This window comes from Neisseria weixii (assembly GCF_042658245.1).
Classification (GTDB): domain Bacteria; phylum Pseudomonadota; class Gammaproteobacteria; order Burkholderiales; family Neisseriaceae; genus Neisseria; species Neisseria weixii.
On record NZ_JBHSPY010000002.1, the window covers coordinates 112,715 to 139,234 of the forward strand.

Annotated in this window: 17 protein-coding genes; 8 read left to right on the top strand and 9 right to left on the bottom strand. The window is 50.7% G+C overall.

The window, feature by feature from the left end:
* Positions 1-20: 20 nt before the first annotated feature.
* Complete coding sequence (locus ACFPVS_RS02365; protein ID WP_096295234.1) at positions 21-380, bottom strand: hypothetical protein; 360 nt, start codon at positions 378-380, stop codon at positions 21-23.
* On the bottom strand, positions 373-1,116 hold the full coding sequence (locus tag ACFPVS_RS02370) for a nitroreductase family protein (RefSeq protein WP_096295233.1): 744 nt from the start codon (positions 1,114-1,116) through the stop codon (positions 373-375). The genes ACFPVS_RS02365 and ACFPVS_RS02370 overlap by 8 nt, the downstream gene beginning before the upstream one ends.
* A 241-nt stretch (positions 1,117-1,357) precedes the next feature.
* Between ACFPVS_RS02370 and ACFPVS_RS02375 the strand changes: the two genes are divergently transcribed.
* On the top strand, positions 1,358-1,579 hold the full coding sequence (locus ACFPVS_RS02375) for a YdcH family protein (protein WP_123803673.1): 222 nt from the start codon (positions 1,358-1,360) through the stop codon (positions 1,577-1,579).
* A 51-nt stretch (positions 1,580-1,630) separates the two neighbouring features.
* Here ACFPVS_RS02375 and recB read toward each other — a convergent pair whose 3' ends face one another.
* Both recB and ACFPVS_RS02385 read right to left on the bottom strand, forming a co-directional pair.
* Positions 1,631-5,254 (bottom strand): exodeoxyribonuclease V subunit beta, encoded by a 3,624-nt coding sequence (recB, locus tag ACFPVS_RS02380; protein WP_096295232.1) that lies wholly within the window; start codon positions 5,252-5,254, stop codon positions 1,631-1,633.
* Between the two features lie 101 nt (positions 5,255-5,355).
* A complete protein-coding gene (locus ACFPVS_RS02385) occupies positions 5,356-6,258 on the bottom strand; it encodes a Dyp-type peroxidase (protein WP_096295231.1) in 903 nt (300 codons plus the stop codon).
* 143 nt (positions 6,259-6,401) lie between these two features.
* Between ACFPVS_RS02385 and ACFPVS_RS02390 the strand changes: the two genes are divergently transcribed.
* Positions 6,402-7,487: a metallophosphoesterase gene (locus tag ACFPVS_RS02390; RefSeq protein WP_096295230.1), complete on the top strand. Its 1,086-nt coding sequence runs from the start codon at positions 6,402-6,404 to the stop codon at positions 7,485-7,487.
* A gap of 95 nt (positions 7,488-7,582) precedes the next feature.
* On the opposite strand, the gene mfd is transcribed toward ACFPVS_RS02390, so the two are convergent.
* The gene (mfd, locus tag ACFPVS_RS02395) at positions 7,583-10,993 is read right to left on the bottom strand and encodes a transcription-repair coupling factor (protein WP_378595319.1); all 3,411 of its coding nucleotides are present in this window, start codon (positions 10,991-10,993) and stop codon (positions 7,583-7,585) included.
* Between the two features lie 208 nt (positions 10,994-11,201).
* Between mfd and ACFPVS_RS02400 the strand changes: the two genes are divergently transcribed.
* Positions 11,202-12,674, top strand: coding sequence for a DNA adenine methylase (locus ACFPVS_RS02400; protein ID WP_269768641.1), 1,473 nt, complete (start codon positions 11,202-11,204; stop codon positions 12,672-12,674).
* A gap of 101 nt (positions 12,675-12,775) precedes the next feature.
* On the opposite strand, the gene dsbD is transcribed toward ACFPVS_RS02400, so the two are convergent.
* Together dsbD and folE2 are read right to left on the bottom strand one after the other, a co-directional pair.
* Complete coding sequence (dsbD, locus tag ACFPVS_RS02405) at positions 12,776-14,581, bottom strand: protein-disulfide reductase DsbD (RefSeq protein ID WP_096295228.1); 1,806 nt, start codon at positions 14,579-14,581, stop codon at positions 12,776-12,778.
* Between the two features lie 368 nt (positions 14,582-14,949).
* Positions 14,950-15,723: a GTP cyclohydrolase FolE2 gene (gene folE2 / locus ACFPVS_RS02410; protein WP_096295226.1), complete on the bottom strand. Its 774-nt coding sequence runs from the start codon at positions 15,721-15,723 to the stop codon at positions 14,950-14,952.
* Positions 15,724-15,928: 205 nt separating this feature from the next.
* Here folE2 and ACFPVS_RS02415 point away from each other — a divergent pair, with 205 nt between their 5' ends.
* The 3 genes from ACFPVS_RS02415 (at position 15,929) to hpnC (ending at position 19,072) form a co-directional block, all read left to right on the top strand.
* Entirely contained in the window at positions 15,929-17,089 is a 1,161-nt protein-coding gene (locus ACFPVS_RS02415; RefSeq protein WP_378595322.1) for a trans-sulfuration enzyme family protein, read from the top strand.
* 200 nt (positions 17,090-17,289) lie between these two features.
* The gene (locus tag ACFPVS_RS02420) at positions 17,290-18,069 is read left to right on the top strand and encodes a ferredoxin--NADP reductase (RefSeq protein WP_096295225.1); all 780 of its coding nucleotides are present in this window, start codon (positions 17,290-17,292) and stop codon (positions 18,067-18,069) included.
* A 187-nt stretch (positions 18,070-18,256) separates the two neighbouring features.
* Complete coding sequence (gene hpnC / locus ACFPVS_RS02425) at positions 18,257-19,072, top strand: squalene synthase HpnC (protein ID WP_096295224.1); 816 nt, start codon at positions 18,257-18,259, stop codon at positions 19,070-19,072.
* 290 nt (positions 19,073-19,362) lie between these two features.
* On the opposite strand, the gene ACFPVS_RS02430 is transcribed toward hpnC, so the two are convergent.
* Complete coding sequence (locus ACFPVS_RS02430) at positions 19,363-20,496, bottom strand: polyamine ABC transporter substrate-binding protein (RefSeq protein ID WP_096295223.1); 1,134 nt, start codon at positions 20,494-20,496, stop codon at positions 19,363-19,365.
* Between the two features lie 268 nt (positions 20,497-20,764).
* Between ACFPVS_RS02430 and alaS the strand changes: the two genes are divergently transcribed.
* Both alaS and aspA read left to right on the top strand, forming a co-directional pair.
* Complete coding sequence (gene alaS, locus ACFPVS_RS02435) at positions 20,765-23,659, top strand: alanine--tRNA ligase (protein WP_096295222.1); 2,895 nt, start codon at positions 20,765-20,767, stop codon at positions 23,657-23,659.
* Positions 23,660-23,825: 166 nt separating this feature from the next.
* Positions 23,826-25,229 carry an aspartate ammonia-lyase gene (aspA, locus tag ACFPVS_RS02440; protein ID WP_096295221.1) on the top strand — a complete coding sequence of 468 codons (1,404 nt, stop codon included), beginning with the start codon at positions 23,826-23,828 and terminating at the stop codon, positions 25,227-25,229.
* Between the two features lie 53 nt (positions 25,230-25,282).
* On the opposite strand, the gene ACFPVS_RS02445 is transcribed toward aspA, so the two are convergent.
* Positions 25,283-26,497 (bottom strand): pyridoxal phosphate-dependent aminotransferase, encoded by a 1,215-nt coding sequence (locus tag ACFPVS_RS02445; protein WP_096295220.1) that lies wholly within the window; start codon positions 26,495-26,497, stop codon positions 25,283-25,285.
* Between the last annotated feature and the right edge of the window lie 23 nt (positions 26,498-26,520).

Sequence of the window (26,520 nt, forward strand, 5' to 3'; positions counted from 1 at the left end):
TTGTTAAGGCCGTCTGAACACTAACGGTCAAACATATCTTCCTGCTTCAAATAAAAATCGATTTTGCCGATAAGCTGTTCCAAATCATATTCAGCCTGCGCCGCTTGCAGGTTTTTGGCCAAATCCTCCAGTGCCAGCATCTGTAAGCGTTTTTCTTCCAAGCGGCGGGCTTCTTCGCTGAAGATTTTCACGTTATCAGGTAATTCAAACGCCACGTCATTGCCGTCAATCGGATAAAAAGCTTCATCGTGAATGCTAAATTCGCCGCTTAATTGGGGAGCATGGTCGTAATCGGCATCGTTGACCGGCATCCAGTAAGGGCGGCCGGCAAACAATACAAACTGCCCGCCCGCACCGAAAACGGCACGGATTTTAGTCATGTTGGCCGCTGCCCAGCCAGCCTTGTTGAAAAATCAACGGCTCGTTTTTCGGCTCGGTGCTGCTGTAATAGCGGGCGAATTTTTCACGGTAAGGCAGCTTTTCACGCGCTTCGCCGAATTCGGTCATGGTTTGCTCGTAGGCCTCCAGACCGTCTGAAAGGGTTTGGTCATCAGGATAGCGGTTTTCGGCGTAGACGGTGTGCTCGGGCAAACGCGGTTTGACGCGCATTTCAATGTCGGGCGTGCCGATACACAGGCCGAATAGGGGAAACGTGTTTTTCGGCAGATTCAATAATTCGATGATGTGCACCGCAATCATGCGGATGCCGCCGATGTAGCATGTGCCGTAGCCCAGGCTTTCGGCAGCGACAACGGCATTTTGTGCAGCCAGCGAGGCATCGGTGACGGCAGTAATTAAGTTGTCGGAATGAGATGCGGCGGTAAACGTGCCGTTATAGGCTTGCGAACACAATTCGCTGCGGTGTAAATCGGCGATGAAAATCAGAAAAATGCTGCAGGTGGCGACTTGCGGGTTGGCCGGCTGCAGGGCAGCAATTTGCTTGCGCAATTCTTCATCCGTGATGTTGATGATGGTGTAATGCTGGCCGTTCATCCACGAAGCCGCTTGGCGTGCGCAATCGATGATGGCTTGTACGTCTTCTTTGGGCATGGTGATGCCGGTTTTGAAATGGCGGAATACGCGGTGGTTTTTCATGGTTTCGATGGTGTGATTCATGTTTTGTCCTTGCGTTTGCGTGTTTTGATGATTGTAAGGCGGTGTTTTTACGCCGTCTAGGGGAAAGGCCAATCCTTGGTGGGAGATGTTCGGCGGATATTTGATTTAAAGCAGATTACAACCGCAAAAAAAACTGGCTAAAAATATTGCCTTTGCTATAATGTAATCAAGAAATCGACAACACAACACAGGTTTTACCGTGTTATTTTTACTTTGATTTGAAAAAGAGAGGAAAACAGATATGTTCCCAGAATATCGCGAATTGATTTCTAAATTAAAACAAGAAGACGCACACTTCGCCCGCTTGTTTGACGAACATAACGAGTTGGACGACAAAATCACCGGCTTGGTCAATAATCCGGTGACTGCGGGTTCGGACGGTATTGAAGAGCTGAAAAAAGAAAAATTGGCATTGAAAGACCGCTTGTACGAAATCTTGTTGAAAGCCGACGGTAAGGCTTAAGCATAGTATAAAAGGCCGTCTGAAACGAATAATTTTCAGACGGCCTTTCTTTTATACCCAATCCGCCAAATCTTCTGCATGAATATCCCACGACCAAATGCCGTTTTCCGTGCCGTTCATGCCGCGCAAAAACAGATAGCGCACGGCGATTTGCGGCAAAGCAAGGCCGCGCAGCTTGAAATAGCGGCCTACGGCGATGGCGTAAATCAGGGCTTGCAGGTAGTAATGATGTTCGGCCATGGCTTCGTTCATGGCTTGCGGAGTGTAAGCCGCTGCATTGGTGCCCAAGTAATTGGATTTGTAGTCAATCACGCAGACTTGGCCGTCTGAAGTGAGGCAGGTCATGTCGATAAAACCGTTGAGATAGCCCTGCACATCTTGAAAATCCAGCCTTTGCGCCGCTTCGAGGCATTCCGGCGGTAAGCCCAAATGTGGCTGGGCAAACCATGCGCGTAATGCGGCAAGGTTGAAATCATGCATATACAGGGTGAAGCCCATTTCGGGTAAACGCTCGTTCGGTTGAATGTCCGACAAGGTATCTTTGCCTGAAATCGGCGTTTCGCGGCAACAATCCAACAAGGTCATCACAGCGGGCAGCCATTTTTCTTCAAAGCCGTGGCGGGTCAAGGTTTCTAAAATCTGTTTGCTTTGTTCGGCGGCAGGTGTTTGGAACTCGAGATTTTCCAGCATATCGTGCAGACACAAGCCCGCATTCGTGCCGCGCGGGAAACGATGGATGCTCAATTCGTCATGATCGCTTTCTTCAACCACGTTTTCAGACGGCCTGATGTTGCTTTCTGCGGCATCCAAGCTCGGTTGCAATTCTTCGCGTTCGCTGTCATGCGCTTTGACGTGGCGGCTCAAGCCGGTAAAGCTGGTATGGCGGATGTATTCAAATCCACGTGGCGGAATACTGGCGGCTTGATACTGTACATCGGTTTGTCTGGCGGAATGATAAGCGGCGGAGAGAGGTGCATCTTCCGTGAATACAAAATCGGTATTTTCATTTTCGGCCTGCCCGCTGATGAATTTTATCCAATTGTTTTTCAGCATGGCCATTTCTGCCGCTCCTTTTCCGGCTTTGCGCTCACTTTCATAAGCGGCTTTAACGGCTTCACGCGTGCTATCGGCACGGCCTTCGAGCAGATAGGCGAAGGTGTTGTCGTCGGTATCTTGGCAATAGGCGGCGTAAATATTCAATTGTTCTTCGGCGCGGGTGAGGGCGACATAGAGCAGGCGCAGGCGCTCGGCCATTTCTTCGTCAGACAATTGGATATGATCGCCATCATCCAGTTGGTGTTCGGCCAGTAATTCACTTTCCCCTCCGTCGCGGTGTAGAATCTGCCAATCATGCGCTTTATTGTCTTGCGCGTCCCATACAAAAGGACAATACACCAGCGGATACTGCAAACCTTTGGCCGCGTGCATGGTGACGATTTTGACTAAGGCTTCATCGCTTTCCAAACGCAAAACATGACTTTCGCTTTTATTGCCGTTTTCTGCCAGATTGATTTGTGCCAACAGCCATTGATGCAGCGATGCCGGGCTGCGGCTTTGCTCGTTTTCTGCGGATAATCGTTCCAGCAATTGATGATAATTGGTCAGACTTCGGTTGTTGCCGTCTGAAAGCAGACGGGTTTCGATACCGTGCTCGGCAGAAAAATGCTGCATGGCAGTGTAAATGCCTTTTTGCTGCCACTCTTGGGCGGCGCGCTCGGCGGAATCGATCCACGCCAACAGTTCGGCTTCGTTTTGATTGAGTGCGTAAAGTGCATCGGCATCATAGCCGAACAATACGCTGCTTAAGGCAAAACGCAGTGATTCGGTTCGGCGCGGATTGAGATAAAAATCCAATAAAGCAGACAAACCTTGTGCTTCAGGCGAGGCGAATACAGATTCGCGGTGCAGCAATACGCTTTGAATGCGGCGCGATTTCAAGGCTTGCGCAATCATGCTGCCTTCGTTGTGGGTGCGCACCAATACCGCAATGTCGCCTGATTCCAGCGGCTGCCCTTTGAAATTCAGACGGCCTTCTGCCGCTTCATTTAAAGCAAAAGCGATTTCATCGGCACAATATTCAGCGGCACGTTTGCGCAAGGCATCTTTATTCATCGGCTCGGTTTCACTGCCATGTAACCAACGCACCTGAATAGCGGGACGGCCGGGCGACAAACGGCTTTCTTCACGCGCCGCGCCGACGGGGTTGTAATCAATATTTTCCAATACAAACGGACGGTTTTTGCATTGAAACAGCGAGCCTATGCCATTAATCAGCTTGGCATGGCTGCGGAAATTGGTCGCTAACGTGTAATGCTGTTGTGCATCTTCTGCGGCTTGCAGATAGGCATAAATATCGGCGCCGCGAAAACTGTAAATCGCTTGCTTCGGATCACCAACTAAAAATAAGGGATTGTTTTGACGTATAAAAATTTGGCTGAAAATCTGATATTGCAGCGGATCGGTGTCTTGGAATTCGTCAATCAGGGCGACCTGCCAAGTGGCCGCGACTGCTTCGGCCAAAGCTTGGGCGTGCGGATTGCCGGGTTGTAATGCGTTGGACACATCCAGCAATAAATCGTCAAACGTGCGTTCGCGGCGGGATTTTTTCTGTTCGGCCAAAGCCAGGTTAATGTGGTCGAGCAAGTCGAACTTGAGCAGGGTGAGGGCATTTTTTTCTTCTTCCTCGGCTTGGGTCAAATCGCGCCCGAGATTGGCCAGCATCTGCAAATCAGCCAAAGCGGCGGCATCAAGGCTTTGGCCTTTTTTGGCTTTGCCGGCCAACAAATCTGCGCCAAGCATCGCTAATTTATCGTAATTTTTCGGCAGATAATCTTGTTCGGCCGCGTGTTTGAGCTGATTGAACAATGCTTGGAAAGTGTTGCTACGGTAGCTGTTGCCGTTCAGATCGGGGTGAATACGCCAAAAGATTCCTTCCAGTTCGGGCAGATTGGCTTTGACTTTGGCCCACGTGTCGGCAACTTTTTGCTGCGATTCGGCCAATAGGTTTTCAGGCCTTCTGAAACGCAAATACGGGCGGCCGGTAAAGCTTTGAATCTCGGCCAACATATTTTGCGGCGTATATTGATGCTTGAAAACCAGCTTGGCCAACTGCGGATTATTGCTCACGCGTCCACGCCAAAAATCCTGTGCGGGCACCAGCAACCGCTCGCGGCTGTCGTCGGTGAGTTCGACATCAAATTGCGTTTGGCACAAAAAGGCAAAATCGCGCAACACGCGCTGGCAGAAACCGTGGATGGTATAAATCGAAGCGTTGTCGAAACCGCCGATAGCGGCTTTCAGGCGCACGATCAAGCGCGCTTGGCTTTCTTGTTCTAACGCTTTTTGCAGCAAGCCGTAGAGGAATACATCACCGGAGTGTTCGCGTTCGCAATATTGACTGAGGCCGTCTGAATCTTCAGCCGCGTTTGCCACGCTTTCTAAAGCTTGCAACACTTCGTCCAAACGCGCGCGCAAACGGGTTTTGAGTTCGGCAGTGGCGGCTTTGGTGAATGTCACCACCAACACTTTGTCTACCGGCATTTTTTCCAACACAATCAGGCGGGTAAACAGGGCGGCGATGCCGTAAGTTTTGCCGGTGCCGGCAGAAGCTTCTATCAGGTTGGTGCCTTGGATGGGAACCGACAGCGGTTTAAAAGCGTGAACGGAATGGGACATATCGCAAAAGGCTTGAATGAAAAAGGAATGTGCTTATCATAACAGAGGCCGTCTGAAAACTCATGGACTTTCAGACGGCCTTTCAAAGATCAAATTGCCGACTAAAGGTTTTGCAAACGCTCAACCGGCGGCGCAAAATAATAGGCACCGGAAACAGCAGTCAAAATATGCTTCAGCAGCAAATCGACTTTGCCGTCGGTTTCACCGAACATGCTCAATAATTGCGCTTCAATGTTGTGCAGCGTATGGCAATAGGCAAGGAACATCAAGCCGTGTTCGCCGGTGATTTTGCCGTAGGGCAGGCTGCGGCGCACGATTTTCAGGCCCACGCCGTTTTCTTTCAAGTCTACGCGGCCTAAGTGCGAATCGGCCAAGCGCACGCTTTTGTCCAGCTCTTCGTCGGTTTCCTTGCTGCGGCCGATGCAGCTTTCTTGGTACGGCACATCAACCTTGCTCCAGCGTTTCAAATCGTGGCGGTATTTTTGCAGCAACACATAGCTTCCGCCCGCATCAGGCTGATCTTTAGGAATAATGCCTGCTTCGTAAATGGCTTGGTCTTGCGGGTTTTCCGTGCCGTCGACAAAGCCGTCTAAGCCGCGCTCTTGGTAAAGGCGGTAGCCGTGTTCTTCGGTGACGATGGTCAGGCTGTCGCCGAAGGTTTCCAATACGTCTTGCGCCAAAGCCAAAGCCGCATCTTGTTGCAGCGATTGAATGTGAATCAACACGTCTTGCTGCGCGGCCGGCGCCAAGCCGTTGCCCAGAGGCGTAAACGGTTTGATTTCGCGGCCTTCATCGGCATGGCCGAAAATACGCCAAGCTTCGCTGCCAAATGCGATGGTCAAGCCCAAATCGGCTTGCGGAAACTTGGCCTGCAAAACCTGAAGATGGGCAACGCTGTCGCGGCAAGCGGTTTTGACGGCATCGATTTGGCCGATGCGGATGTCGGCTTCGATAAACACGCCCGATTTGGCATGGTCGGAAATAATGGCGGTTTGCGGATTCATGGTTTGCTTCCGGATATCGGTTTTTAACGGGCAATATTATAACGCAATTTGTATAGGCGGTTTACAGTTGCTTGCGTTCAGACGGCCTTTGTTGATATGGCTTTATGCTAGAATGTGCGCCTTATTTTCAGGCAGGTTGATTCATGCGCATCGGATTTTTTATTATCGTATTGGTGTTGATGCAGCTCTTTACCTTTGGTTTGGGGCGTTCGCTGCAATGGCTGCTGGCACCGTTTATCGCCAAACGCGGCCGCCGCTGGCTGATGGGATTGGCCTATTTTATTACCAATAGTTTGATTGTCGGCCTGTTGCTGCAAGTCGATCACGCTATTTTCCGTGTGACGGCGTTTTGGATGGTGTTGCTGCTGTTTGTGATGTATTCGGCGTTGGCAACATTTATTCTGTATTTATTATTGCGTAAGTTTATGGCGCAACCGCCTTTGTCGCGTAGCTTGCGCGTGTTTGCGCCGCTGTTTCTCTTGTTCTTGACTGTTTTATCGGTGTACAACGCCTATACACCGGTGGTGCGCCATCAAAGCATTGCCATCAATAAGAAATTAGACCGGCCATTGCGCATCGGTTTGGCCAGCGACACCCATTTGGGCCTGCTGATGGGCAGCAAGCAATTGGACAAACTCGCCGCCATCATGCAGCAGCAAAAAGTCGATTTGATTTTGCTGCCGGGTGATTTGATGGATGATGATACCGAAGTGTATAGTGCCAAAAACATGCAGCCACATTTGGCCAAGCTGACTGCACCTTTAGGCGTATATGCCACGCTCGGCAATCATGATTTGTTCGGCCATCAGAATGAAATCCGTGCGGAATTGGAAAAAGCCGGTATCCGTGTGCTGGTGAACGAAGCCATCGAAGCGCATGGCTTATTGCTGGTCGGCCGTAATGACGACATGGACAAATCACGCCCATCCACCGAACAACTTTTGCAAGGCCAAAATACCGATCTGCCGGTTTTGCTGCTGGATCACAGGCCGTCTGAAATTGATTTACATGCCGAATTGCCGGTGGACATCCAAGTTTCCGGCCACGTGCACAACGGCCAAGTGGCGCCGGCCAATTTAATCGTAAAAACCATTAACCGTATAGCCTACGGCTACGAAGCAATCGGCAAAGGCCATTATTTCGTCACATCAGGCTATGGATTTTGGGGTATACCCATGCGTTTGGGATCGCAAGCGGAAGTGTGGATTATTGATGTGAAGGGCCGATAAGGTCGAGAACCAAAAAAGCCGTCTGAAAATTCAGACGGCTGTTTGGGTTTTTATTGGTGGTTTATGAGGTTTTGCAAAGGTCTCAGGTTTTGACCTTATTCCGCAACCAATACCTTTTCTTTCAAAGTCTTTAACATTTCCTTCACCATATTAATCCGCACATCGATATTTTCCATTTCCGCGCTATACCGCAATTTGTCGGCACCGGCCAAGCGGTATTTTTTGTTGGTTTGAATCAGCATGATGATTTCGGTCGGGTCGATGCGGTTGTTGTTACCGAAAGTGACGGTAACCGCTTCGTTAGCGGCATCAATGCCGGCAATGCCCATTTCTTTGGCTTGCAAACGCAAATGGTGGCTTTCGATCAGGGTTTTTACCGGCTGCTCGGGCAGGCCGAAGCGGTCGACCAGCTCTTCGTGAATGGCGTTGATTTGCTCGCGCGTTTCGGCGGTGGCCAAGCGTTTGTAGAGTACCAAGCGTTCGTGAATGTCGGGGCAGTAGCTTTCGGGCAGCAGCGCGGGGCTGTGCAGTTTGATTTCGGTGGTCACGCCCAAGGGTGCGTCCAAATCGGGCTGGCGGCCTTTTTTGAGGTCGCGCACGGCCTGTTTGAGCATTTCGGTGTAGAGCGTGAAGCCGACCTGCATCATTTCGCCGCTTTGGCCTTCGCCGAGAATTTCGCCGGCGCCGCGGATTTCCAAATCCTGCATCGCCAGCGTGAAGCCGGCGCCGAGTTCGTCTGCCGCCGCAATCGCGTCGAGCCGTTTTTCGGCATCTTTGGTGATGTATTCGGGGGTGAGCAGGTAGGCGTAGGCTTGGTGGTGGCTGCGGCCGACGCGCCCGCGCAATTGGTGCAGCTGCGCGAGGCCGAATTTGTCGGCGCGGTTGATGATGATGGTGTTGGCGTTGGGGATGTCGATGCCGGTTTCGATGATGGTGGAACACAGCAACACGTTAAAACGCTGTTGCAGAAAGTCGCGCATCACCTGCTCCAGCTCGCGTTCGCGTAACTGGCCGTGGGCAACGCCGATGCGCGCTTCGGGCAGCAGCGTTTCCAGCCGTTCGTGCATATTTTCAATCGTATCTACTTCATTGTGCAGGAAAAACACTTGTCCGCCGCGCTTGAGTTCGCGCAGCACGGCTTCGCGCACGCTGCCTTCGCTGAAGGGTTTGACGAAGGTTTTCACCGCCAAACGGCGGCTGGGGGCGGTGGTAATCAGCGAGAAATCGCGCAGCCCTTCCAATGCCATGCTCAAGGTGCGCGGAATCGGCGTGGCGGTGAGGGTGAGAATATCGACGTTGGCGCGCAGGCGTTTGAGCTGCTCTTTCTGGCGCACGCCGAAGCGGTGTTCTTCGTCGATAATCACCAAGCCCAAGTTTTTGAATTGATTGTTGTCCTGCACCAGTTTGTGGGTGCCGATCACAATATCCACCGTGCCCTCGGCCATGCCTTTGAGGGTAGCGGTGGTGGTTTTGCCGCTGTTAAAGCGCGACAGGCTGGCCACTTTCACGGGGAAGTCGGCGAAGCGGTCGGCAAAATTCTGCGCGTGTTGCTCCACCAGCAGGGTGGTGGGGGCGAGCACGGCCACCTGTTTGCCGCCCATCACCGCCACAAACGCGGCGCGCAGGGCGACTTCGGTTTTGCCGAAACCGACGTCGCCGCAAACCAATCTGTCCATCGGCTTGCCTTGGGTGAGGTCTTTAAGCACCGCGCCGATGGCGGCGGCCTGATCTTCGGTTTCTTCGTAGCCGAAGCCGTCGGCAAAGGCTTGGTAATCCTGTTCGTTGAAGGCGAATTTGAAGCCTTCCTGCGCCGCACGTTGAGCATAAAGGTTGAGCAACTCGGCAGCGGTGTCGCGTGCTTTCTCGGCTGCCTTACGCTTGGCTTTGCCCCATGCGCCGCTGCCGAGTTTGTGCAGTTGCACGCTCTCATGTGCCTGACCGGAGTAGCGGCTGATGAGGTGCAGCTGCGACACCGGCACATAAAGCTGTGCTTCGCCCGCATATTCGAGCAGCATCATTTCGCTGACGCCTTCGCCCAAATCCATGCCCACCAAGCCCATATAGCGGCCGATGCCGTGTTCTTCGTGTACCACCGGGTCGCCGATGTTGATTTCGGCCAAATCACGCAACAGGCCGTCTGAAACTTCGGCATGCTTTTTGCGGCGGTTGGTTTTTCGGGATTTAGCAACGTATTGATACAAATCCGATTCGGTAATGACCGCGATGTTTTGCTCGGGCAACTGGAAACCGTAAGCCAGCGGCGCCACGGTAATCATCAGCGGCTCGTGTGCCGATAAAAAGCCCTGCCAATCGCCCACGGCTTTGGCTTTGATGCCGTTTTGCTGCATAAAGCCGGTCATGGTTTCGCGGCGGCCGAGACTTTCGGCGCACAATAAAATGCGGCCGTCAAAGGCCTTCTGAAAGTCGATTAAGGCTTGCAAAGGCTGTTCGGCTTGGCGGTTGACCGCGACATCGGGCAGGTTTTGGTCGTGGCTGTACACGTCCGGCCATACTTGCGCATAAGCTTTCAGACGGCCTGCAAATTGGTCGGAAGCGAGATACAAATGCTGTGGAAGCAAAGGCGGGTAGGTTTCATTGCCTTGTGCCATTTGATAGCGTGATTTGACATCGCTTTGAAAACGCACCGCTTCGGCATATACATCACCCAAACAGACAAACAATGCTTTATCGCCGACATAATCAAACAGCGTATCCAGTTCGTTTTCAAAAAACAGCGGCAGATAATATTCCACGCCCGCGCCGAAATGGCCGTTGCTCACTGCTTGATACACCGCTGCTGCGCGATAGTCGGCATCGATTTCATCGCGGAAACGGCTGCGGAAAATTTTTTGCGCGTCGTCGTCGGTGGGGAACTCGTGCGCGGGCAGCAGGCGGATTTCACTTACCGGCGCGACGGTACGCTGGGTATCAGGGTCGAAGATTTTGATGCTGTCGATTTCGTCGTCAAACAAATCCAAGCGGTAGGGCATGTCACTGCCCATCGGGAACAAATCGACAATGCCGCCGCGCACGGCAAATTCGCCCGTAGCGACCACATTCGATACATGGCTGTAACCGGCTTCGATTAAATCGCCTTTGAGCGCGTCCAAATCCAAAGACTGGCCGGTTTTCAGCCAAAAGGTACGCCCGGCGAAGAATGACACCGGCGACAATTTCTGCATAGCCGTCGCCACCGGGACGAACAACACATCTGCCGCGCCGCTTTTAATCTGCCACAAAGCGGCCAAGCGTTCCGACACCAAATCGTGATGCGGCGAAAAACGCTCATACGGCAGTGTTTCCCAATCGGGCAGGAAAACCGCCGTATCGTGCGGCCGGAAAAACTGCCAGGCCGTCTGAAGGCGCAGCGCTTGCTCGGCATCTTGGGTCAACACCACTTTAAGCTGCTTGTGGGGCAAATGGCGCGCCAAAGCCAGCGGCAACGAGCCTTGCGAAAGATTGAGCCAGTGGGTTTTTTCTTGGGGTTTGGGAATCGGATAAGTCATGATGGCAGATGAAAACAGGTTGATGCCGTCTGAAAGGCTTCAGACGGCCTGAATGTTAGGAATGCTTATTTTATCAGAGAAACAAAATAATGTTGGCGGCAGAAAGGCCATACAAGAGAAAAATCATCAAGGTCATAGCATGATTTTTTTCGGTTTGGCATTATAATGCGCTGCACAAGATGCCTTATTTGGAAATATATGTTTCAGAATTCACAACCGCTATTCGGGCAGCAAATTCAAGCTGCTGGCTTTTATTGAGAACGTGATTCGCACGCATTGCCGCGATTGCCATACCTTTACCGATTTATTCGGCGGCACGGGTGTGGTGGCGCATCATTTCAACGACCGTTTCCGTATTCAAATCAACGATACCTTATCCGGTAATTTTTTGGCTTATCAAACGTTCTTTGCTGCTGAACCGGTCAATTGGCCGCACATCAAAGAATGGATTGACGGCTACAATCAATTAACCGATATGCCGTCTGAAAACTACTATTTGCGCCATTTTGCCGGTATCTTTTTGAGCCGCCAGAATATGCTGAAGGTCGGTATCATTCGTGACGACATCGATGCCTTGTTCGCCCAAGGCAAAATCAATGCGCGTGAACGGGCGGTGTTGATTACATCATTATTGTATGCCATCGACCGCATCGCCAATACCGTCGGCCATTACGATGCTTTCCGCCGCAGTGGCGATTTGGCCAAGCCGCTGGTGTTGCGTTTGCCGCAGACGCAGGAAGCGCACAATCAGGGCAATCAAATTTTTCAGCAGGATGCCAACGAGCTGGTGAAAAGCATTCGCAGCGACATCGTATATATTGATCCGCCGTATAATTCGCGCCAATACGGCGATGCGTATCATTTTTTGGAGAATGTTGCCGTCAATGCCAAGCCCGAAGTGCACGGCGTGGCACGTAAAATGGACAGAAGCCATCTGAAAAGCGGTTACTGCACGCAAAAAGCAGCGGCTGAAATCATTTGCCTTGATAAAAACGAGCAACTGATTGATTTGTTGAAATTTATTCAAAGCCAAAGCTATGCCGGTTTGGTTGCGCAATTGGAACAGAAAATTGCCTGTTACGGTTTGAGCGATACCTTCCGCCACGATTATGATTTTTACGAATGCAACAGCAACAATGGTTTGGGCAAATTCAATAAACAGCCGTTTGCCCGATTGCGGCAGGATTATAACCAATCGAAAGACAATTTATTGTTTCTGCTGCTGATTTTTTACGGCTTCAACAACCAGATCCGTTTCAATCAAAAAGGCGAATTCAATCTGCCGGTAGGCAAGCGCGATTTTAATGTCAGCCTGCGCAACAAGCTGCGCCTGTTTATGCAAAGGCTGCGCACGCGCCATATCCGTTTTGCCTGCCAGAATTTCCGTGATTTAGACATTGAGCATTTACAACGGCAAAACGCCTTTCTTTATCTCGATCCGCCTTATTTGCTGGGTATGGCGGCCTATAATGAAAAGGGTGGCTGGACGGCGCAAGACGAGCGGGATTTGTTGCAATTTCTCCAAACCTGCAACGAGCATCAGATTCGTTTTGCCTTATCGAATGTGATGAAACACAAAGGCGAAACGCATCAGCAATTATTGGATTGGTATCGCGCATTCGTTTCACATCAACTATCTGAATTTCCATTACCAAAACGCCAATTATCAGGCGAAGCATAAAAGTGGAGAAACGCAGGAAGTGTTGATTACCAATTATTGACCAAACAAAAAAAGGCCGTCTGAAAAAATGCTTTTCAGACGGCCTTTGTATATGAATCACATTATTTTTCGTTTTGCCGATACCATTCGATAAACGCATCCGGTTTCACAAAGCCCAATAAGGCTTCGCTGCGCGTACCGTCGGCACGAATGACGAACACACCCGGCGGGCCGAATAAGCCGTATTCTTTCAGCAAAGCTTGGTGCTCGGCGGTATTGGCGGTGACATCGATTTGGAAGAAGCGCTGCATATCCACCGCTTCATGCACTTGCGGCTGGTTGAGCGTGTAGGCCGCCATTCCTTTACAGGAAACACACCAGTCGGCATAAAAATCAAGCAACACCGGTTTAGACGGGTCGGCTTTCAAAGCGGCATCCATCGCGGCTTTGAGCTCGGCCACATCAGTGAACATGATGCCGTGATCGCTGCCTTGGCCGGCTTCAGACGGCGGCGTTAAGGTTAAGAAATGGTGCAGGGCGGTGGTTTGGCGCTGATAGCTTTGCCAGCCGAACCATGAGCCGCTAATCAGCAGTAAAAATCCCAATACCATCGCCACACTTTTCAGACGGCCTGTTTGCTTGCCGGCGCGCACCAGCAACCACACCGCCGGTACCAACAGCAATAAAGTATAAAGCGACGCCACCAATGCGTAAGGCAGGTAAGGCGTAGCCAAATACACCGCCACTGCCAGCAGGATAAAACCGAACGCGGATTTGATGCCGTTCATCCAATCACCGGCACGCGGCATGATGTGGCCGCCGAAAGTGCCGATGATAATCAGCGGCACACCTGTACCCAAAGCCAACGCATATAAGGCCAAACCGCCCAATACCGCATCGCCGGTCTGGCCGATATAACCCAAAGCAAAGGCCAGCGGCGGCGCCACACAGGGGCCGACAATCAGTGCAGAAAGCATGCCCATTACAAATACCGAAGCCATGCGGCCGCCGGAGAGTTTGTTGCTTTGATTTTGGAAATAGGATTGCACCGAGCTTGGCAATTGGATATTGAAGAAACCGAACATCGACAAAGCCAGAATCACCATAATGGCAGAGGCGGTCAGCACTACCCAAGGCTGTTGCAGCCAGACGGTCAACAGCGCACCGGTCAGGCCGGCAAACACGCCGACCAGCGTGTAAGTGAGCGCCAAACCCTGCACATACACCATCGATAAGGCAAACGCGCGGCCTTTGCCGGCATTTTTATCGCCGACGACAATGCTCGACACAATCGGCAGCAACGGATACATACAGGCGGTAAAGCTCAAGCCCAAACCTGCGAGAAAAAACGCCAACAGATTGGCGTTCAAGGTATCCCAAGACAGTTTGAAGCGGCTGTCGCTCTTGGCAGGCGCAGATTTCAGGCCGTCTGAAGACGTGGCAGGTCGGGTGAATCGTTCTTTTGCCGACACCGGCGCACCGCCGCCTTGCGGTTCATACAGGCCGTTGCCGTTGATGTCAAAAGCCGTATCCACCGGCGGATAGCACACGCCGACTTCAGCACAACCCTGATAGCTCAAGGTTAATCTATATTGGCCGAACGCTTGTTTGTAAGGCCAATTCACTTGTGCCGCGTAGCGATACACGATTTGCCTGCCGAAAAATTCGTCTTCTTTTTCTTCGCCGGGGCTAAGTTGCGGCGTATCGCCCAACACACCGACAGGAACGGTGTCAGCGATGATTTTGGATTGGTAAAGGTAATAACCTTCGGCAATCTGAAATTGCACATTAATCCCTTGCCCGGTCACGTTCACTTGCGGGCGGAATGCTTGTTCGGGCGGCAACAGCTTCGACGCATCAACCGGCCCGGCAAAGGCCGTGTTGAACAAGGCGTGGAAGGCCAAGACAAAATAAAAGAGTTTGTTCATATCGACAACCTGTCGGTGTGGAGTAGATTCGCGCTGGTTAAACAAGAATTTAATATATTGTTTTCAGCATTATAAGTGATTTGAGGCCGTCTGAAAAACAGGAAACAGGTTTACTTGCATTAAAGCAGTTTCAGACGGCCTGTCTGATTGAATATCCATACAAATACGGCCGTCTGAACATATTGATTTCAGACGGCCTGAAACGTTTGCAAAATCTTCATCTTTGGCGCATTTCTTCGTTATGCACTGCGCGAAAGCTTGCCTGTCTTCATGATATGTCTGCGCTTTTTGTTCGACTATAACTTCGAACCGTACTCAAATCCGGGGTTTTGTAAAAGCCTCTGCCTTTGATAAAAGGAGCATTACATTTAAGGATAAGCAATCACCGCATAAGCCGAATGGTTGTGAATCGATTCGAAGTTTTCACTTTCCACTACAAAGCTTTCCACGCGTGCATCGGCAATTAGGGAAGTAGCCACATCGCGCACCATGTCTTCCACGAATTTCGGATTTTCATACGCTTGCTCGGTCACGAATTTTTCGTCAGGGCGTTTGAGCAGCCCGTAGAGTTGGCAGCTGGCCTGCGATTCCACGCAGTCGATGACTTCTTCAATCGCCACATCGGCATTGGCTACCAGCGATACGGTAACATGCGAGCGTTGGTTGTGTGCGCCGTATTGCGAAATCTCTTTGGAACACGGACAAAGCGAAGTCACCGGCACTATGACTTTCAGGCTGTGGCTGTAAACACCGTTTTTGATTTCGCCGGTGAGGGTAACATCATAATCAAGCAGCGACTGAATGCCCGATACCGGCGCAGTTTTCTTGCGGAAAAAAGGAAAGCCCATGCTGATTTTGCCCGAATGCGAATCCAGTAATCCAACCATTTCGCGCGTGAGCTGCTGCAAACGCTCAAAGCCCAAGGCTTCGGTTTGCTGCTCCATCAAAGCGACAAAGCGCGACATGTGCGTGCCTTTTTGGTCGGCAGGCAGATAAACCGTCATCGTCAGGCGGGCAACGGTGGCCTGTTCGCCCTCGGCGGTACGCAAGGTAATCGGGAAACGTAAGTCTTTAATACCGACTTGGTTAATCGGCAGGTTGCGTAAATCGCGGGTGGATTGCACGTCTGCAATGGCGTTCATGCGTGTTTTTTCCTTAGAAATAAGCCTAGGCCTGATAAGTGTGGGCGGCAAACGGTAATTCAAGGCCGTCTAAAAAAGGCCGGCTTGATGACCGGTTTTATAAATGCGAGATTATATCACTTAGCGGGCAGGGCGGTATTAATTGTTTCTATTTTTCAGATAGTGATAGAATGAATGCCATTCATATCGAAACAAGGTTTGTGTCATGAAATTCGCCACCAAAGCAATTCATTCCAGCTACGATTGCGACGAACACCAGCGCGCGCTGATGCCGCCGATTTACCAAAACAGTATGTTTGCCACCCACGAAATCGGCGAGCAAACCCCTTACCGCTACTCACGCCTGAGCAATCCAACGCGCAAGATTTTGGAAGACACGGTCGCCGATTTGGAACACGCCGCCGCCGGTTTTGCGTTTTCCAGCGGCATGGCCGGTATTGATGCCGTGTGGCGCACTTTTTTGAAGCCGGGCGATACCATCATCGCCGTAGCCGATATTTACGGCGGTGCGTATGATTTGTTGAATGAGGTATATGCGCCTTGGGGCGTAAATGTGGTGTTTGCCGATTTGAGCCATCCTGATAATCTCGATGCGCTGCTGGCCAAACACGCCAACGTCAGAATGGTGTGGCTCGAAACACCGTCGAATCCTCTATTGCGTCTGGTGGATATTCCGGCCTTAGCCGCCAAAGCCAAAGCAGCCGGGGCGCTGGTCGGCATCGACAATACCTTTGCCACACCATACCTGCAACGTCCTTTGGATATGGGCTGCGATATTGTGTTTCATTCCGCCACCAAATATTTATGCGGCCATTCCGATGTGCTGATGGGTGTGGTGGTGGTGAAAACCAAAGAATTGGCCAAGCCTTTGCATGCCATGATGGTCAACAGCGGCGCAGTGGCAGGCCCGTTTGACTGCTGGCTGGTGTTGCGCGGCATCAAAACCTTGGCCTTACGCATGAAAGCCCATTGCGAAAACGCTTTGGAAATCGCCAAGCGTATGGAAAATCATCCGGCGGTGGAAAAAGTGTTTTATCCAGGGCTGCCGTCACATGAGCATTATGAATTGGCCAATGCGCAAATGCCTAAAGGCAGCGGCGGCGTGGTAACGGTTTATTTGAAAAACGACGCCAAGCAAGCAGCCAACAGCGTGATCCAAAACATGGATTTGGTCAAAATGGCATCCAGCTTGGGCGGTGTAGAAAGCTTGGTCAACCATTGCTATTCACAATCACACAGCGGTGTGCCGCACGATGTAAAAATGGCAATGGGCATTAAAGTCGGTTTACTGCGCTTTTCCATCGGTATTGAAGACGTTGACGACATTTGGCAGGATATTTCCAAAGCCTTGGACACGACTTTGTAAATATTCATGCCGTCTGAAAAGCTATAACCTTTGCAAACGAGCAGCACATAACGAAGAAATGTGCCCAAGATGGGATTTTGCAAGCGTCTTCATCTTTCATACGGCATAATCTATTTCCATAAAAACTTTACCGTTATTTTTCAGACGGCCTTAGCGTATAATCAAGGCCGTCTGAAATATTTTTGACCAAAGGAAACCTTATGGCCGCCGCACCTGAAGCCAAGTTCACCGAAGAAAAAGTGTTATGGGTGAAACACCGCACGCCCAAACTGATGACATTCGCCATCACTCGCCCCGAAGCCTACCGCTTTTCCGCCGGCCAATTCTCACGCTTGGGTTTCCGCGACGGAGAAGGTTATATCTGGCGCGCCTATTCTGTGGTATCGGCCGAATATGCCGACACCTTGGAATATTTTGCCGTATTGATCGAAGACGGTCCGATGTCGGCTAAATTGGCAAAAATGCAGGCAGGCGATGAAATCCTGCTGGACAAAACCGCCACCGGTTTCCTGTTGCCCGAACGTTTCCCAGACGGCAAAGATTTGGTCATGCTCTCCACCGGCTCGGGCATTGCACCGTTTTTATCCATCATCGAGCAGCCGGAAATCCGGCAGCGATTCGAGCGCTTGGTATTGGTGCATTCCGTATCGTATGCCGATGAATTGATTTTCAACCAACGCTTAGCCGATTTGAAAAACCATCCGCTGATTGAAGAGCATTTCCACAAATTGGTATTCGTGCCCGTAACCACACGCGAAACCACCGAAAACGCCTTATCCAACCAACGCATTCCGGCTTTGCTGCGGGAAGGCATTTTGGAAAAACACATCGGTTTCACGTTTAATAAAGCCGACACGCGCTTTATGGTCTGCGGCAATCCGGCGATGGTGAAAGACACCTTCCAGGCCTTGATGGACTTGGGCTACACCATGCACCGCAACCGCGAACCCGGCCAAATCATGATGGAAAACGGGTTTTGATTAAGCTTGAATCACCGTTCAGATGGCCTGTGACCATAGCAAAATCTTCAACTTTGGCACATTTTTTTGTTATGTGCTGCCCGAAGCTGCTCTCACTTCGAACCGTACTCAAATCCGGAGTTTTGTCAAGGTCTCGACCTGTTATTTAAACAGGCCGTCTGAAAAAATGCTATCCAAAGAACACATTATGCCTGTCAACCACTACGAAAACTTCCCTGTCGGCTCCATCGTTTTGCCGCGCCGCCTGCGCCAGCCCATTCATGCGGTGTATGCCTTTGCCCGAACCGCCGATGATATTGCCGATGAAGGCGAAGCAAGCAATGAAAGCCGTTTGCAGGATTTGACCGGATTGGAACACGAGTTAGACCGCATCCGAAAGGGCGAAACGCCGCAAACTAAGCTCATGCAGCGGCTCAACAATGAAGCAATTGCACCTTTCAGCATGCCGCTTGAGCCGTTTTACGATTTGCTTTCTGCCTTTAAACAAGATGTAGTGAAAAAACGCTATCAAACTTTCGGCGAATTGGTTGATTACTGCCGCCGCTCCGCCAATCCTGTAGGGCGCATTCTGCTGCATCTCTACGGCGAACACGACCCTGTCAGCATCGCCCGCAGCGACGGCATCTGCACCGCTTTACAACTGATTAACTTTTGGCAGGATGTCGCCGTCGATTGGGAAAAAGGGCGCGTGTATATTCCGCAAGACGATTTGGCACGCTTCAACGTTACCGAGCAGCAAATAGCCGAAGGTAAAGCCGATTTCGCCTTCCAACGGTTGATGGCACACGAATGCGAACGTGCGTTCAGCATGCTCAAAGGCGGCTCGCCTTTGGGTAAAACGCTCAAAGGCCGCATCGGTTTTGAGTTGCGCATGATCATTATCGGCGGCCAGTTGATTTTACAAAAACTCGACGGCATTAAATACGATGTGTTTAACGAACGGCCGGTGTTGGACAAAAAAGACTGGATGATTATCGTCAAGCGCGCGTTTCAGAAGAAATAACTTCTGAATAAAACAGGCCGTCTGAAAGCAGAAATCACATTGGGTGATTGCTTTCAGACGGCCTGAGACTTTTGTAAAACTTCATGACCTACCAATAAAAACCAAAACAGCCGTCATTCCCGCGCAGGCAGGAATCCATCACAACATCTAAGAAACCTATTTTTTCAATAGTTTGCCATGCTCAAAAATGGATTCCCGCCTACGCGGGAATGACGGCGGTTTGGGGTATGCTAACTTTTGAAGGAGTTTTGCAAAGGTTTCAGACGGCCTGTTTCTTGACTATCTAAGCCTTATTTCCCTGCCTTCAAACCCTGCCATTGCTGCACCATAAACTTCAACGCATTCGGCTCAATCGGCACCATAATGAAACTATTCTTCAAATCTTCATCGCTCGGGAAAATCGTATTGTCGTCACGATATTCTGCGTTCATCAACGCTCTTGCCGGCATGCTTGATGGCGCGTAAGTGACAAAATTACCATTTTGCGCTGCGGTTTCCGGCTCTAAGAAATGATTGATGTATTGATGCGCATTGGCCACATTTTGGGCATCTTTCGGAATAGCAAACGAATCCACCCAAATCCCTACACCTTCTTTCGGCATCATCACACGGATTTTTTCTTTGCCGCCGGCTTCTTCGGCGCGGCGCTTGGCAATGTTCAAATCACCGCCGAAACCGATGGTCACGCAGGTGTCGCCGCGCGCCAAATCATCGATGAAACCGGATGACGTGAAGCGCTTGATGTTGCGACGGTTTTGCTTGAGTAAATCAGTAGCCGCCTGAATGTCTTCAGTTTGGCTGCTGTTCGGATTTTTACCGAGATAATTCAATACCATCGGATACATTTCCGCCGCACTGTCGAGATAGCTGATACCGCATTGCTTCAACTTGGCAGTGTATTTCGGATTGAATACCAAATCCCATTCGTTTTGCGGCATGGGCATATCGCCCAAGGCTTTTTTCACGCGCTCAGTATTGATGGCAAAGGTGTTGGTGCCCCAGAAAAACGGCACGGCGTATTCATTGCCGGGGTCAACATTTTCCATTAAGGCCATTAATTGCGGATTGAGATTTTTATAATTAGGAATCAGCGCTTTGTCGATTTTTTGATACGCACCGGCCTGAATTTGACGGCCGATAAACGCATTAGACGGGCCGACCAAATCATAGCCGGATTTGCCGGTTAACACTTTGCTTTCCAAGGTTTCGTCGCTGTCGTAAACATCATAGCTGACTTTGATGTTATTTTTGCGTTCAAATTCAGCCACGGTTTTCGGATCGACATAGTCCGACCAATTATAGATTTTCAATGCGCCGCCGTTATTGCCAGTAGGTTGGCCGGCGCTTTGTTTCGTTTCGGGATTACCGCTACAGGCGGCGAGAGTCAACACGGCCAAGCCGATTAAAGACAAATGTTTGCGCATCGTGTGTTCCTTAATGTCGTTCTCGGGTGTAAAAGCCAGCGATTATAAGCGATAAAATCTTGATTCGGCGAAAAATTATCGATGTTAACATTTATTTTTGAAACACTCCGCTGCAAATGCGTGCGTTTGCGCCCGATAATCAGGCCGATAGATAGCTTGAAACAAGGATTTGCGGTAAGATAGGCGGAATCTGAAAATTACATTCAGACGGCCTTTGAAAAGTTCAACAGGCCGTCTGAAACCGTTTAAACCTGTTACAGAAAATATTATGAAAACTTCTGAATTACGCCAAAAATTCCTGCAATATTTCGAACAACACCAACACCAAATCGTGCGTTCGTCTTCACTCGTACCGCATGACGACCCGACCCTGCTGTTTACCAACGCAGGTATGAACCAATTTAAAGATGTCTTCTTGGGCTTCGACAAGCGCCCATACAACCGCGCCGCCACCGCGCAAAAATGCGTACGCGCCGGCGGCAAACACAACGACTTGGAAAATGTCGGCTACACTGCGCGTCACCACACTTTCTTTGAAATGATGGGCAATTTCTCATTCGGCGATTATTTCAAACGCGAAGCGATTCATTTTGCTTGGGGCTTTTTGACCGGCAAAGAATGGCTGAACCTGCCGAAAGAAAAATTATTGGCTACTGTCTACGCGGAAGACGATGAAGCCTACAACATCTGGCTCAACGAAATCGGCCTGCCTGCCGACCGCATTGTGCGCATCGGCGACAACAAAGGCGCGCGTTACGCGTCTGACAACTTCTGGCAAATGGGTGACACCGGCCCTTGCGGCCCTTGTTCGGAGATTTTCTACGACCACGGCGAAGAAATCTGGGGCGGCATTCCGGGCAGTCCTGAAGAAGACGGCGACCGCTGGATTGAAATCTGGAACAACGTTTTCATGCAGTTCAACCGCGACGAACAAGGCAATATGAATCCGCTGCCAAAACCAAGCGTCGACACCGGCATGGGCTTGGAGCGTATGGCTGCCGTGATGCAGGGTGTACACAGCAACTACGAAATCGATTTGTTCCAAGACTTGATCAAAGCCGTTTCCCGCGAAACCGGCGCACCGTTCAGCATGGACGAACCAAGCCTGAAAGTGATTGCCGACCATATCCGCTCTTGCTCGTTACTGATTGCCGATGGCGTGATGCCGGGCAACGAAGGCCGCGGTTATGTCTTGCGCCGCATTATCCGCCGCGCGGTACGCCACGGTTACAAATTGGGTCAGAAACAACCGTTTTTCCACAAACTGGTGCCGGATTTGGTGAAAACGATGGGCGCTGCCTATCCTGAATTGAAAGAAAAGCAAACCCAAATCATGGAAGCCTTGCGCGGTGAAGAAGCGCGTTTCGGCGAAACCTTGGAAAAAGGCATGGGCTTGTTTAATAACGTATTAAACGGCATGCGCTTTTTGAAATTAGAAAGCCTGTTGCCGCTTGAAGGCCAAGGCAAACCATTGACCTTGCGTACTTCAGACGGCATCGAATTTACCGCCGCTGCCCGCAACAAAGGTGGCGACAAACAAATCGTTATTCAAACCCAAACTGAAGGCCGTCTGAACGAAAGCCGAACCATCGGCCTGAAAGAAGTGATCGGACAAGGTAATGTTTCCGAAGAAGGCAAACCGTTTGCCGCAGCGTTGGAAACTTACGTTAAAGACAACATTGCCAACAGCAAAATGGTGATTGGCGGCGAGCACATCTTCAAACTCTACGATACCTACGGCTTCCCATACGACTTAACCGCCGACATGGCGCGCGAATTGGGCATCGAATTGGACGAAGAAGGCTTCGAGCGCGAAATGGAAGCCCAACGCGCCCGCGCCCGCGCCGCACAAAGCTTCAAAGCCAATACCCAATTGGCTTACGAAGGTCAAGATACCGAGTTCCAAGGCTACACCGAACGCCGCACCCAAGCCACCGTATTGGCTTTGTACAAAGACAGCGAAGCCGTGAACGAACTTGCTGAAGGCGAGAGCGGTGCGGTCGTGATTGATTTCACTCCGTTCTACGCTGAATCAGGCGGCCAAGTGGGTGATGTCGGCTTTATCTTTGCCGGAGACAACCGCTTTGAAGTGCGCGATACGCAAAAAATCAAAGCCGCGGTATCCGGACAATTCGGCGTGGTAACGTCAGGCCGTCTGAAAGTAGGCGATGCGGTGACAGCAAAAGTGGATAACGATGTGCGCGATGCCAATATGCGCAACCACAGTGCCACCCATTTGATGCACAAAGCCTTGCGTGATGTATTGGGCGAACATGTCGAGCAAAAAGGCTCGTTGGTGACTGCCGATTCAACCCGTTTCGACATTTCCCATCCGCAAGCCATCAGCGCGGAAGAAATCGCCGAAGTCGAACGCCGCGTCAACCAAGCTATTTTGGCCAACGTGGCGGTTGATGCCAATATTATGAGCATGGAAGACGCGCAAAAAACCGGCGCGATGATGCTGTTTGGCGAAAAATACGGCGACGAAGTACGCGTGTTGCAAATGGGCGATTTCTCTACCGAGTTGTGCGGCGGTACCCACGTTGCCCGCACCGGCGACATCGGCCTGCTTAAAATCATCAGCGAAGGCGGCATCGCTGCAGGCGTGCGCCGCGTCGAAGCGATCACCGGCCTGAACGCTTTGAAATGGGCTCAAAACCAAGAGCGTTTGGTGCGCGACATCATCGGCGAAGTGAAAGCCCAAACCGAGCGCGACGTATTGTCCAAAATCCAAGCCAACGCTGCTCAAACCAAAGCCTTGGAAAAAGACTTGGCCAAAGCCAAAGCCGAATTGGCCGTACACGCAGGTGCCAAGCTGCTGGATAACGCCAAAGACTTAGGCGCAGCCAAACTGGTTGTCGCCCAAATCGAAGCCGATGCCGCCGCTTTGCGCGAAATTGTGACCGACCTGAGCGGCAAATCCGATAAAGCCGTGATTCTGCTGGCTGCGGTAAACGACGGCAAAGTTTCCTTGTGCGCCGGTGTATCCAAACCGTTAACCGCCAAAGTCAAAGCCGGCGATTTGGTCAAATTCGTGGCCGAACAAATCGGTGGTAAAGGCGGCGGCCGCCCTGATTTGGCACAAGCCGGCGGCACCGAAGCCGATAAGCTGCCGCAAGCCTTGGCAAGTGTTGAGGCTTGGGCGAACAAAAAATTGGTTTAATGAGCACAAAGGCCGTCTGTAAAGGGTTTCAGACGGCCTTCTATCCCAAAATCACTGCATAATTATGCCTTAAATATATGGACAAATCAGGCTAACAAGATTATCTTATTCCCTGTGTAGCCGTGTGCCGGCGATATTAATATTTTCTCAAAGAGGGTTTTAGAGTATGGCTTATCGTGTTGAATATGATTTATTGGGCGAACGTGAGATTCCGAACGATGTGTACTGGGGCATCCACACCTTGCGCGCTTTGGAAAACTTCCAGATTTCTTTGCAAAAAGTCGCAGATATGCCTCATTTTGTGCGCAGCTTGGTGCAGGTGAAAAAAGCGGCGGCGCAGGCCAATGGCGAATTGGGGACGTTGTCAGTAGACGTAGCGGCTGCAATTGATAAAGCTTGCGATGAGATTTTGGTAAACGGCCGCTGTATGGATCAGTTTCCGACCGATGTGTTTCAGGGTGGCGCGGGTACTTCGGTGAACATGAATATCTGCGAAGTGATTGCTAACTTGGCTTTGGAGCAATTGGGGCAAGAGAAGGGCAACTATGAAGTCGTGAACCCGATTGATGATGTGAATGCCAGCCAATCGACCAACGACGTTTATCCGACTGCTTTCCGCTTGGCGGTGTATCACAGCATCGGTGATTTCTTGAAAAACCTGGCTGTGTTGAAAGATTCGTTTGCACAAAAAGCAGATGAATTTAAAGACGTATTGAAATTGGCGCGCACACAATTGCAAGATGCGGTGCCGATGACGCTGGGGCAGGAATTTAAATCGTTCCAAGTATTGTTGGACGAAGAAATCATCAATTTAGAGCGCACGCGCCAATTGTTGTTGGAAGTGAACTTAGGCGCAACCGCCATCGGTACGGGCGTGAACACGCCGGAAGGCTATGCCGATTTGGCAGTGAAAAAATTGGCAGCCATCAGCGGCTTGGATGTCAAGCTGACCGAAAACCTGATTGAAGCCACTTCCGACTGCGGCGCGTATGTGATGGTACACAGCGCGGTGAAACGCACGGCGGTGAAAGTATCGAAAATCTGTAATGACTTGCGCTTGCTGTCGTCCGGCCCGCGCGCCGGTTTGGGTGAAATTAATTTGCCGGAAATGCAGGCAGGCTCTTCGATTACACCGGCCAAAGTGAATCCGGTAATTCCCGAAATGGTGAGTCAAGTCTGCTTTAAAGTATTGGGTAACGATACTACCGTTACCTTTGCTTCCGAAGCAGGCCAACTGCAATTGAACGTGATGGAACCAGTGATTGCCCAATGTATGCTGGAATCGATTTCATTGCTCAACAACGCTTGCGCGGGCTTGGCGGAAAAATGCGTGAAAGGCATTACAGCCAACCGTGAAGTATGCGAAAGCTATGTGTTCAATTCGATCGGTCTGATTACCTTCCTGAACCCGTACATCGGCCATGAAAACGGTGATTACATCGGCAAAATGTGTGCGGCCACCGGCCAGAGTGTGCGCGATGTGATTTTGGATTTGGGCTTGATGGAAGCTGCGGATTTGGATCGTATTCTGTCGCGTGAAAATATGCTGAATGCGCAATTGAATAAATAATAGGCACCAAGAGAAAAGGCCGTCTGAAAACAGACGGCCTTTTTTGTATTTGACTATTGGCGGTAATTTTTCAAGAAACGCTCCAATTTCGCCATCGCTTCTTCGATTTGATGCACATAAGGCAGGGTGACGATGCGGAAGTGGTCGGGCTTAATCCAGTTGAAGCCCGAACCTTGCACGAACAAGACTTTTTCCTGTACCAACAAATCGTAAACGAATTTCATGTCGTCATGGATGTTGTACATTTCCGTGTCGATTTTCGGGAACATATACATCGCGCCCATCGGCTTCACGCAGGTAATGCCGGGAATTTGGTTCACCAGCTCGTAAGCTTTATTGCGTTGCTCGAGCAAACGGCCGCCCGGCAAAATAAATTCATTGATACTCTGATAGCCGCCTAAGGCCGTCTGAATCGCGTGTTGCATGGGTGTGGTAGCACACAAGCGCATAGAGGCGAGCATTTCCAAGCCTTCGATATAGCCTTGGGCATGTTGTTTCGGGCCATTGAGCACCATCCAGCCCTGGCGGAAACCGGCTACGCGATAGGCTTTTGACAAGCCGTTAAAGGTGACGGTCAGCAAGTCAGGAGCGAGGGCGGCGATATGGTGATGTACGGCACCATCGTACAAAATCTTATCGTAAATCTCATCGGCAAAAATAATCAGGCCGTGTTTGCGTGCCAATTCGGCGATTTCCAGCAGGATTTCTTTGCTGTATACCGCGCCGGTCGGGTTATTCGGGTTAATCACCACAATCGCTTTGGTCTTCGGTGAGATTTTGGCTTCCATATCGGCTAAATCCGGAAACCAATCTTTCTCTTCGTCGCACAGATAATGGCGCACATTGCCACCGGCCAGTGTGGCGGCAGCCGTCCATAAAGGATAATCCGGTGCCGGAATCAGGATTTCATCGCCGTCATTGAGCAATGCCTGCATAGACATGGTAATCAGCTCGGATACGCCGTTGCCGATAAACACATCATTCACGGTAATGTCACGCAAGCCCTTGGTCTGATAGTAATGCACGATGGCCTTACGCGCGGAATACAAACCCTTAGAATCGCAATAGCCTTGTGAAGTGGGCAGGTTGCGGATAACGTCGACCAGAATCTCATCCGGCGCTTCAAAGCCGAAAGGCGCAGGATTACCGATATTCAGCTTCAGAATTTTGTGGCCTTCTTCTTCCAAGCGCAGGGCTTCTTTGTGTACCGGCCCGCGGATATCGTAGCAGACATGATCCAGTTTTGATGATTTAGGGAAGCGATCCATGATGTGTGTTCCGTCAAATTGAA

Coding starts and splice junctions, on each gene's coding strand:
- ACFPVS_RS02365 (WP_096295234.1), bottom strand. CDS start 380: ATGACTAAAATCCGTGCCGTTTTCGGTGCGGGCGGGCAGTTTGTATTG.
- ACFPVS_RS02370 (WP_096295233.1), bottom strand. CDS start 1,116: ATGAATCACACCATCGAAACCATGAAAAACCACCGCGTATTCCGCCAT.
- ACFPVS_RS02375 (WP_123803673.1), top strand. CDS start 1,358: ATGTTCCCAGAATATCGCGAATTGATTTCTAAATTAAAACAAGAAGAC.
- recB (WP_096295232.1), bottom strand. CDS start 5,254: ATGTCCCATTCCGTTCACGCTTTTAAACCGCTGTCGGTTCCCATCCAA.
- ACFPVS_RS02385 (WP_096295231.1), bottom strand. CDS start 6,258: ATGAATCCGCAAACCGCCATTATTTCCGACCATGCCAAATCGGGCGTG.
- ACFPVS_RS02390 (WP_096295230.1), top strand. CDS start 6,402: ATGCGCATCGGATTTTTTATTATCGTATTGGTGTTGATGCAGCTCTTT.
- mfd (WP_378595319.1), bottom strand. CDS start 10,993: ATGACTTATCCGATTCCCAAACCCCAAGAAAAAACCCACTGGCTCAAT.
- dsbD (WP_096295228.1), bottom strand. CDS start 14,581: ATGAACAAACTCTTTTATTTTGTCTTGGCCTTCCACGCCTTGTTCAAC.
- folE2 (WP_096295226.1), bottom strand. CDS start 15,723: ATGAACGCCATTGCAGACGTGCAATCCACCCGCGATTTACGCAACCTG.
- ACFPVS_RS02415 (WP_378595322.1), top strand. CDS start 15,929: ATGAAATTCGCCACCAAAGCAATTCATTCCAGCTACGATTGCGACGAA.
- ACFPVS_RS02420 (WP_096295225.1), top strand. CDS start 17,290: ATGGCCGCCGCACCTGAAGCCAAGTTCACCGAAGAAAAAGTGTTATGG.
- hpnC (WP_096295224.1), top strand. CDS start 18,257: ATGCCTGTCAACCACTACGAAAACTTCCCTGTCGGCTCCATCGTTTTG.
- ACFPVS_RS02430 (WP_096295223.1), bottom strand. CDS start 20,496: ATGCGCAAACATTTGTCTTTAATCGGCTTGGCCGTGTTGACTCTCGCC.
- alaS (WP_096295222.1), top strand. CDS start 20,765: ATGAAAACTTCTGAATTACGCCAAAAATTCCTGCAATATTTCGAACAA.
- aspA (WP_096295221.1), top strand. CDS start 23,826: ATGGCTTATCGTGTTGAATATGATTTATTGGGCGAACGTGAGATTCCG.
- ACFPVS_RS02445 (WP_096295220.1), bottom strand. CDS start 26,497: ATGGATCGCTTCCCTAAATCATCAAAACTGGATCATGTCTGCTACGAT.